At 67.9% G+C, this 8,844-nt stretch carries 7 protein-coding genes and 3 pseudogenes; 5 read left to right on the top strand and 5 right to left on the bottom strand.

The genetic code is table 11. From position 1 onward, the window contains the following. Nucleotides 1-121: 121 nt before the first annotated feature. Complete coding sequence (locus tag P1P75_RS36620) at nucleotides 122-1,051, bottom strand: aminoglycoside phosphotransferase family protein (protein WP_319263588.1); 930 nt, start codon at nucleotides 1,049-1,051, stop codon at nucleotides 122-124. Nucleotides 1,052-1,768: 717 nt separating this feature from the next. Here P1P75_RS36620 and P1P75_RS36615 point away from each other — a divergent pair. Continuing rightward, a complete protein-coding gene (locus P1P75_RS36615; protein ID WP_319263587.1) occupies nucleotides 1,769-2,170 on the top strand; it encodes a hypothetical protein in 402 nt (133 codons plus the stop codon). A gap of 148 nt (nucleotides 2,171-2,318) precedes the next feature. On the opposite strand, the pseudogene P1P75_RS36610 reads toward P1P75_RS36615, so the two are convergent. Next, nucleotides 2,319-2,744 (bottom strand): annotated as a pseudogene (locus P1P75_RS36610) (site-specific integrase); the annotation flags it as partial. Between the two features lie 18 nt (nucleotides 2,745-2,762). Between P1P75_RS36610 and P1P75_RS36605 the strand changes: the two are divergent. Beyond that, nucleotides 2,763-2,900: pseudogene (locus tag P1P75_RS36605) on the top strand (GntR family transcriptional regulator); the annotation flags it as partial. 448 nt (nucleotides 2,901-3,348) lie between these two features. Continuing rightward, entirely contained in the window at nucleotides 3,349-3,612 is a 264-nt protein-coding gene (locus P1P75_RS36600) for a hypothetical protein (protein WP_319263590.1), read from the top strand. 185 nt (nucleotides 3,613-3,797) lie between these two features. On the opposite strand, the gene P1P75_RS36595 is transcribed toward P1P75_RS36600, so the two are convergent. Beyond that, nucleotides 3,798-4,328: a hypothetical protein gene (locus tag P1P75_RS36595; protein WP_319263586.1), complete on the bottom strand. Its 531-nt coding sequence runs from the start codon at nucleotides 4,326-4,328 to the stop codon at nucleotides 3,798-3,800. A gap of 1,004 nt (nucleotides 4,329-5,332) precedes the next feature. Between P1P75_RS36595 and P1P75_RS36590 the strand changes: the two genes are divergently transcribed. Together P1P75_RS36590 and P1P75_RS36585 are read left to right on the top strand one after the other, a co-directional pair. Next, nucleotides 5,333-5,698 (top strand): hypothetical protein, encoded by a 366-nt coding sequence (locus P1P75_RS36590; protein WP_319263584.1) that lies wholly within the window; start codon nucleotides 5,333-5,335, stop codon nucleotides 5,696-5,698. Between the two features lie 694 nt (nucleotides 5,699-6,392). Further along, entirely contained in the window at nucleotides 6,393-6,719 is a 327-nt protein-coding gene (locus P1P75_RS36585; protein ID WP_319263583.1) for a GYD domain-containing protein, read from the top strand. A gap of 176 nt (nucleotides 6,720-6,895) precedes the next feature. On the opposite strand, the gene P1P75_RS36580 is transcribed toward P1P75_RS36585, so the two are convergent. Both P1P75_RS36580 and P1P75_RS36575 read right to left on the bottom strand, forming a co-directional pair. Further along, complete coding sequence (locus P1P75_RS36580) at nucleotides 6,896-7,969, bottom strand: LacI family DNA-binding transcriptional regulator (protein WP_319263581.1); 1,074 nt, start codon at nucleotides 7,967-7,969, stop codon at nucleotides 6,896-6,898. A gap of 195 nt (nucleotides 7,970-8,164) precedes the next feature. Next, a pseudogene (locus tag P1P75_RS36575) lies at nucleotides 8,165-8,844 on the bottom strand (beta-galactosidase); the annotation flags it as partial.

Here is an 8,844-nt window from a genome sequence, read left to right as displayed (position 1 = left end):
AGCCAACAGGACCCTAGACAAGTCCCATCGTTGCAGGTCAGGAGCACTCTCCGCTTATTTGATCAAGGCATGGACGGGCACGCTCGTGAAAGCGCGAGGTTAGGGTCCAGCGCCTTCTTCGCTAAAAGGCACTCCACGAATCACGTCCCTCGCCAGTTCGCAGCGACCGCACTCGTCGGGCGAACTCGGTGGCAGAGCGCTCGCTCGTGCCCACCTGGTGGCCCAGCCAGGCCACCATCATCAGTTCCCGCAGGTCGGCCAAGGTCTCGTATCCAGGCCAGTTCATGAGGTCGAAGCCGTACCGGTGGACGAACTCCGCGTACTCCGCCTTGGTGTGCCAGCCGTACCGGTCGTAGTAGAGCGCGGTCAGGATCAGGTCCCACTCGCGTGGGGCGAGGGTGAAGCCGTCGAGGTCGATGAGGACCGCATGACCGTCCCGGTGGCGGAGGACGTTCCCGATGTTGGCGTCTCCGTGGATCAGGCCGAACGGCAACACGAAGTCCAGCCGGTCGTACTCCTTGGCGAGCTTGGCCGCTCGTTCCTCAAGGAAGGACCGGTCCTCCGCGGAGACGGCGTGCAAGCCGTCCAGCGAGGCCGACAGCTTGGCCAGGGGATCGAAGTAGGGCAGGCCCAGCGACTCCGGTTCTTCCAGCCAGTGCAGGCGGCGGAGCAGGTCGGCCACCTCGCCGACCGTCGCGTACTCCTCGTGCTCCTGGACGCTCTCCCAGAAGGTCACCACCAGGCCGCGCACAAGGACGGGTTGCGCGACAGCGGCCGGCACACGCGTGGCCGGGAAGTCGATCGTCCCCAGCCATCGGGCGACGCCCACGGCACGTTCCATTTCTGCCAGGACAGCAGGGTCACGTGCGATGCGGACGATGATCGGTAAGGACGCCAGTCGGTACACCGCGTTGGATCCCAGGCGCAGAAGTTCCGCTCCGGTCGAGTCGAGGCCAGCCTTCTCACACACCTCGCGCATGACGACTTCCACGCCCTCCGCCGTGAACTCCGTGCCGCCGTCGTGCGCTTCGCCGCCAGTGCCCGAGATCATGCCTTCGACGATACGGCGCGGTCCCAGGCCCGGACAGGGCACCCACGTAATAGGGACGTGATGATGTTGGTCGGGAGGCGCTCCCGTCACCACTCCCCCGCAGGTCAGAGCCCCGACAGCCGTTGCTCTCACCTGGGCTCCGGAGCCGTGTGCGCAGGTTCGAATCCTGCCGGGGGCACCTTGGATTAGGTGTCCAAAGACCCCGTCACCAGCGGAAACGCTGAGGGTGGGGTCTTCGCGTATGTGCAGCCGTATGCGGCCCGGAGCGACTGTATGTCGGGCAGTGTGGGCTATGCGTGGGCTGACCACGGAGCAGAAACTTCAGGTCGAACCGAGAAGACACCGAGGTACGGCTACGTAGGTGGGAGCGGGCACCGCGGGACCGTGCAGCAGTGGGCGACGGCGCCCACGCATACGTCCCAAGGCTGATGTGGCGACGCTGCGGTTACGTCCTGCGTCGGAGGCAGTGCATGCCCTTGCCGGACGAAAGCGGTAGGGGACCGCGGAAGCATCAAGGGCACCGCACTGCATCGCTGATCGAGGAGCGTGCCGCATGCCCACCTTTGCTTCCCTCTCCCCCAACAGCCCGTGAACAAGGGTCACTTAGCCGGCCGCCCTCTGGGCCGGACGGTCCCCCGTGTCCCCAGCTGGGCTGGACGCGCGGCCGCAGCGGTTGTTTGGGCCTCTCTGCCGTCTGCGTTGTGGCGCCTCGCCGCAGTGCTGGGCATACCGCTCGGCCTGGGAGAGTCCGAGTACGACGCGATGCTCATACCCGGCTGGGGCCTGCTGGTGCTGCCCCTGCTGTCGCTGGCCCAGGAGGGCTTGGCCTGGCTGACACTCGGGCTCGTCCGCCCGTGGGGTGAGGTGTGGCCGCGTTGGCTGCCGTACCTCGGAGGCCGTCCAGTTCCGGTCCTCGCCGCGGTTGCACCGGCCGCATTCGGCGCAGTCGCCTGCAGTGTCTACGGCGTGCTTCTCGTCTGGACGACCCTGCACGCTGAAATGGACACCACGACGTGGGGCAACCGGCTCATGACCGCCTGCTATCTGCCCATGGCAGCCTGGGGGCCGCTGCTCGGCGCGGTGACCGCGCACTACTACAGGCGCCGCACCCGCAGGTGAAGGGCGCGAGCAACCATCCACAGCACCATCCACAGCTGCCTTCTGCGAAACCGAAGACCCCGGGCCGGTGTCCGGGGCCATCATGCCTGTGGGTGCAACCGGGACAGGTCGAGATAGGGGTCTCGCCCGGGTGCCCGTCGTGCTGGCCGTCGTCGCCGCCGAGGAGTTCGGCAATCCGGTGGTTGGCGACGGCCTGGCGACCGTCGAGGCACTTCGCATACCGGCTCAGCGGCACCTCGACGCTGTTGCCCGCGCGCGCTCCGCGACCTCGGTGGGGTCCATGCCGGCATTGAGCCAGGAGGAGAGCGCGGCGTGCCGCAGATCGTACGGCCGAGCGGCGAAGCCACCTGTTCCGGAGGGAGCGCCAGGTGCCGCGCCTCGTCCCAGACACGCCAGTACGTCGTCGAGGCGACGATTCCCCCGCGGCCGTCGGCGAACAGGCGACCGTCCTTGGCTGTGCCCAATTCTTCGATGTGAGTTCGGAGCATGCGCACGAGGCGCGGCGGAATCGGAACGAGCGGGTCTCGTTCGCAGGCCGGTTCCTGAGCCTGCGGTTGTCCTGAACCTCTCCGGCTCCGTACCCGAAGGCATCTTGGACGGCACCCTCACCTTCGGCCAACCGCTCCTGTCCGAGGGGGCGTTGGCGAAACGGTCCGGGGCGACGCGCCCCACGGCCCGTCAGGGACTGAGCGAACTGCGGGCGTCGGGACTCGTCGAGGCCGGCATGGGCCGCGGTACCGTGCCCGCTCCGATCAAACTGTTTCTCCCGGCCCAGGAAGCACGGATAGTGTGCCGCTGGATGTCGCGCCATCGTGAAACGGTGGTGCCTGGGGGACACGGGGGAACGGATGAGAATGCGGTCAGGCTGGATAGTGCTTGCCGTCGCAGTGTTGACAGCCGCGGTGGGGTGCGGAAGGGGCAGCAGCGAGGCACCCGTCCTGTCATCCGCGGAGCTGCAGGGTCGATGGTGGTCATGGGTATCCGCCGGACCGGACGAATCCGATCCCGTCGCGGACCAGGACGGAAGCTCATGTGCTCGGTACCAACCGGACGACGTGTGGTTCCTTGCCGGCACGTACGGGGAATCTGTCCAACGAACCTGCAGCATTCCTTACGGCCGACCTGTCGCCTTCCCCCTCGTGAACAGGTACGGCACTGCAGAAGAATGCTCGGACTTCATGGCGAGTGCCACCGGGTCGGCCGCCCTCGACGGCAAGCGCCTGGATGCGGAGACCTATCGCGGGGAGCCGATTCAGATCGGCGATTTCGCAGGCAGTGGTGCCGCCGGTGGGGACAGTGGTTTCGCTACCACTGGGTGCGGATTGTGGATCCAGTTGCCGCCTCTGGAGCCGGGCGCACACGTTCTGAAGATTCGCGGTGGGTCTGACAGCTTCCGGGTCAGCGCCGACTATGCGCTGACCGTCGATGCGGGGCGCGGCTAGCACGGGCTCGGTCAAGGTCTCGTATCCAGGCCTCTCATGAGGTCGAAGCCGCACCGGTGGACGAACCGAGATTCGCCACCTCTACGCCCAGGTCGGCCGCCGTCGTAGACAGTCAATGAGGTGCCCTGCAGTCAAGGTTGCCGGGTGCCTCGCCAGGGATACGAGTCGCAGGGCACTTGAGTAGATCACGCATCATCAAGGCCCAGTTGCGAGCGAAATACCTCTCGGACAGCAGCCTGGTCCGTGGGAATCGCGTCGAGTGGCACCATGCTGTGCGTGCGATATTGCTCCCCTTGGTTGCCAGAGATAAAGAACCCTCGGTCCGGCAACCAGGCTCGCCCCTCCCGCCGGAAACGGACGACCCCGAAACCGATATACGCCTTCTCTCCTGATTCAACCAGCGTGTTAGAAAAAATGTAATGAAATATCCGGTTCGTTTTGTCTAAGTAGCTGGCCTCGGTGGTCCAATGACAGAACGGCTTGCCGTCATTGTGATAGTTCGTTCCGTCAAATGCCCACATGCCTCGACGCTTATCGAATCTGATTTCACCCATGCTGCACCGCCGTCCGCCTGGCGTGCTGGTCAGCTCTCCCCATTTACCTTCCATCTTGATGGGGTCGTACATCCTGTCCGTTTTGGATTTGACGAATTCGTAACAATAGCTCGCCAGAATACCGAACGGGACACCCGCGATTAGCAGCAAGAACTCTTTCAAGTCGGCTTCCCTTCGGTGCTCTACGTTCGGCGAGCGGAGCACTGGCAGTTCTGGACTACCCACACCCAGCCGCACGGAAGCCTCTGGCGTCCTCAACGCCCCTGGGGGACATCCCCTGGCCGGCCCGGTCAACCGCACGCCGGGCAGGCTCGTAACGAAGGCCGGCTCGCCCGGCCGTGGAGTATCCGTGGCCTCGTCCTATTGATCTGCCATGCGCGGGGCTGCGGTCTGCCTTGTCGTCCGAGACATCTGCGGCCTCCAGGCCGTGTGCCGCTCCGCTCGCCGTGGAAGGACTGGCCGACGGCACCCGAGGACGTGGCTGAGGTCGATGCGGGTGCAGCGAGGCATACGCGCACCTGGTCCGTCGGGGAGCCGTCGTCGTGGCTGACTGTCGTCGGCTGAGGTCTGTGCCGAAACCGTGCCGGCCGCAGAGGTCAGCCACGGTCAACATCGGTGCCCTGCAGTCGAGTAGCCGTCCACTTCCCCGGCAGGCGAAGTCGCAGCTCAGGTCCGGGATCACCCGGCCTCCCTCCTGAAGCGGTGATCGACGTCTGGCGAGTGAGGCCCTTTTGACGGCAGCATCGACTCTTGGACCGCGTACGGCGACCTGTACGAGGCGCTACGCGGCCTGTAGGAGCATGCGCGCCACGGCCCCGCGTGCGAAGCTCCCCAGAGCGATGCCCTTGACGCCAGACGCAGAGTCAGAGCCAAAGTCAAAGTCAGAGAAGGTCCCGCCAAAAGGGAACCGTTGCTCTCGGGTTCCGGGTTGTCCGCTGCTCCGCCTCGGTAGCCGACTCGTTCAGCCCCGTTAGGGAAGTTCAGGCGGGAGCGGGGCTTCCTCGTCGTCGATGGCCATCCGTCCATGAACGCAGGTGAGCGGTCTGGAACGAAGCCCCGCACCTCACCACCACAGTCGAGAAGCAGTGCAGCCCGACGGCACTGTCAGTGCCTGGGCCTACGGTCCTGACATGGCAATCAGACCATCAGCACGTTGGCGGGCCCGCGTGGACGAAGAGGCGACCGAGCTCGCCGCTGGGACACGGTCCCCGAGCGATGCCTTCCTGGCGGAGCTCTTCCCTGAGTCGCTGTTGGCGGCGACCGACGGGGCACTGCACGCGTTCGAGTCGGAAGCGGGCACGCTCCGGGACCGGGACGACGAACGGGTCTTCGAGGCGATCAAGCGTGTCGTCCTGGCTCTGAACGAGATCAACGAAGACCATGGCGGCGCCGGCTATGAGACCGAGGAGCGCGAGGAGTTGTGCCTGTACATCGATCAGGCCTTGACGGAGCACGGCATCGATGTGGCTGCTCTGGCATCACGGCGGGGCATCAGCCGCACCGAGATCACGGATGACTGGCGGGACTGGTAGCCGCTGACGCGCAGCAACCCCCACGACCACAGGCGCACGAGGTCGAGCGGGGAACCGCGGGCAGAGCGACCCATCCCCGTGAGGCCTCGCCGTAGCCGTACGCGCGGGTCGGAGCCCATACGAACCGCAAACGCCCGCTGCTTCCCAAGCTGCGGACCCTGGCTGCGTGATCGCGGTACGGCCGTCGCAGTTTGTTCCCCTCGGCGACACACATGGGCAGCGTGGCTGATGCTGGTGGGGGCAGCGAGGCACGCGCCTGATCCGTCGACGCAATACGTCGGTCTGCCTCGCAGCCGTCAGTGGTGGACCGTGCCGTCGACAGCGCTCCGTCGTGATCCCTTTCGGCCCACTGCCACTGCCACTGCCATGACGCTCCCTTCTCCACAGCCACGATGCCGGCGAGCCCGGCCACCCGCCGTCCGTGTTGGTTTCCGTCTGGTCAGCGCCGTACACGGCCGTTCAGGCGGGAGCGGCGGCGGGCGCCCAAGACGCTCCGCGCGCTCGATCCACACTCCTGAGCACGGCTCGGGTTGGTGCGGCGGTCATCCGCCGACGGGGGCCATGCCTGTCGTCGTCTCCGGCCGACGGGGTCCATGCCGGTCGTCGTCTCCGGCCGTTCGGGGGATACGCGCGCCACCGTCGGCGCGTTTCCCGTCCCGCGGGGCACCCCTGGATGGAACGAAAGGGAAATACGATGCCGCTCTATCTGTCGAGGTTCAGCTACACGCCGGAGACTTGGGCGAGGCTGATCGGCCGTCCCGAGGACCGCGCGCAGGCCGCGCAGTCGTACATCGAGTCCGTCGGCGGCAAGCTCCACGGCTTCTGGTACGCCTTCGGCACGCACGACGGCTACAACCTCTGGGAGGCCCCGGACAACGTGTCCATGGCCGCGGTTGCGCTGGCGATCAGTGGAGGCGGGGCGCTCAGTTCGTTCGAGACGACTGTTCTTCTGACCGTCGATGAAACACTGGATGCCCTGCGCAGAGCCGAGCAGGTCCGGTACCGGGCTCCTGGTGCGTAGCCGTCCCCGTCGCAAGCTCCATCGCGAGAGGAGGCGATGACTGCGCCGACCGATGACGCAAGCGGGCGCCCTGACGCAAGGGTCGCAGGGAGTCGATCCACCGCCGTCACACCAGTCACGCCGTTGACAACCTGGCCGGCGTCGCCAACAGAGCAGGGCACCCGTTGGTGGTCGTTTCAGCGGTCTCGGGTGGGTGGCGACGTGCTGTCGCGGATCCGTAGGTCGACGGGTACGACCGTCAGGGGCGGTGGGGGCGTCGTGGGAGCGTCGATGCGGTTGAGGAGGACGTGGAGGGCTCGGGTGCCGATGTCCGTGAAGTCCGTGCGGACGGTGGTCAGGGGGGGGAGGAAGTGGGCCGCCTCCGGGATGTCGTCGTAGCCGACCACGCTGACGTCGTCCGGGACGCGGCGGCCCGCCTCGTGCAGGGCGCGCAGGACGCCCAGGGCCATCTGGTCGTTGGACACGAAGACCGCCGTGATCTTCGGGTTCCGTGCCAGCTCGCGGCCGAGGTCGTAACCGGAGTCGGCGCTCCAGTCACCCAGGAGCGGGGCCGGGGCCGGAATGCCTGCCGCCCTCAGCGTGGACCGCCAGCTGTCCGACCTGCGGTCCGCCGAGGCCCAGCCGCTCGGACCCGCCACGTGCCAGACCGTGGCGTGGCCCAGGGACAGGAGGTGCTCCGTGGCCGTACGGGCGCCGGTGCGGGCGTCCGAGGTGACCACCGGGGTGCCGTCGCCGAGGTCGTTGTCGAGGACGACCAGTGGGGTGTCCAGGCGGGCCTCCGCCAGCGCCTTCGCCACCCGCAGCTGCGGGGCGATCGCGATCATGCCGTCCGCGCCCTCCGCCGACAGACGGTCCGCCGCCCGGACCACCGTGTCGCGGTCGGCCGTGTCCAGGGCGATCGAGCTGACCAGGTAACCAGCCTCCTGCGCCGCCGTGTTGATCGCGGTCAGGGTGGAGGCCGGGCCGTAGCGTGCCGCGTCGAACGAGATCACCCCGAGCATCCGGGTCCGGCCGCTGGCCAGCGAGCGGGCGCTGCGGCTGGGGCGGTAGCCGAGCGTGCGCATCGCCGCGAGGACCGCCTCGCGGGTGTCCGGGCGTACCGCCGGGTGGTCGTTCAGCACCCTGGAGACCGTCTGCTTGGAGACGCCGGCCAGTTCCGCCACGTCGGCCATCACGGGGCGCGCGCCCGCGAAGTTGCGGCGGCTGCGGCCTCCCTTGGTCGCCGGGCCGTCGGCGGCGCTTGGGGTCATCTCGGGTGCCCTCTTCTGTCCTTCGGCCGGGTGGTCGGGGTCCCGGGACCTCGACTGTGGTGGTGGTAGGGGGTAGTGGGGCTGGTGACGGTGGTGATCCGGGTCCGCTCCCGCCGGTCCACAGGATAGGCCCGTCACCGCGGGGCGGGGCCCCTCGGAGGGCTGTGGTGCGGAGGGCGGGAGCGGGACCGTGTCTCAGTGTGCCGCCGGGCCCAGGTCCGGGGTATCCGTGAGGTGGGCTCGGGTCGCGGTGGTGGCCTGGAGTTCCAGGAGGATCAGGTCGTTGGTGCCGGGGCGCAGGACCGGGGCCGGGACGTACAGCGTCCGCTGGGGGCCTCGGTTCCAGTAGCGGCCGAGGTTGAAGCCGTTGATCCACGCCTGGCCCTTGGTCCAGCCGGGCAGCGAGAGGAACGTGTCCGCCGGGGTCCTCACCTCGAACGTGCCGTGGTGGAAGGCCGGTTCGGCGGAGGCCGACGGGGCGGCCGGTGTCTGGTCCGAGGGCAGCGTGGGCGGGGCGTCCATCGGGAGGGGGTGGCAGTCCCAGCCGTGCAGGGGTGTGCCGTCGTAGGTCACCGGGCCCAGGAGGCCCTTCGGGGTTCCGATGCGGGGGCCGTAGTTGACCCGGCCCATGTTCTCCACCAGGACGTGGAGTTCGGCTCCGGGGCGCGGCACCTGTACGGCCAGGGTTTCGTCGTGGCGCTCTCGTTCCAGTACGCCGACGGGGGCGCCGTCCACGAAGATCTGGGCGCGGTCGCCCACTCCCCCGGCGAAGTGGAGGAGGCCCAGGCCCTCGGTGGGAAGCGTGGTGCGGTACAGGACGTATCCGGCTCGGTGGCCGAGGGCGTCGGCGGAGAAGGGGTCCGTGGGGGCGGGGG

This window comes from Streptomyces sp. ID05-39B, from assembly GCF_033794725.1.
Classification (GTDB): Bacteria; Actinomycetota; Actinomycetes; order Streptomycetales; family Streptomycetaceae; genus Streptomyces; species Streptomyces bobili.
The sequence above is the reverse complement of the archived record's forward strand: the minus strand, read 5'-3'. Positions and strand labels throughout refer to the sequence as shown.

Excerpts from the sequence above, each read along its gene's own strand:
- P1P75_RS36620 (WP_319263588.1), bottom strand. The coding sequence starts at position 1,051 with ATGATCTCGGGCACTGGCGGCGAAGCGCACGACGGCGGCACGGAGTTC.
- P1P75_RS36600 (WP_319263590.1), top strand. The coding sequence starts at position 3,349 with ATGGCGAGTGCCACCGGGTCGGCCGCCCTCGACGGCAAGCGCCTGGAT.
- P1P75_RS36585 (WP_319263583.1), top strand. The coding sequence starts at position 6,393 with ATGCCGCTCTATCTGTCGAGGTTCAGCTACACGCCGGAGACTTGGGCG.
- P1P75_RS36580 (WP_319263581.1), bottom strand. The coding sequence starts at position 7,969 with ATGACCCCAAGCGCCGCCGACGGCCCGGCGACCAAGGGAGGCCGCAGC.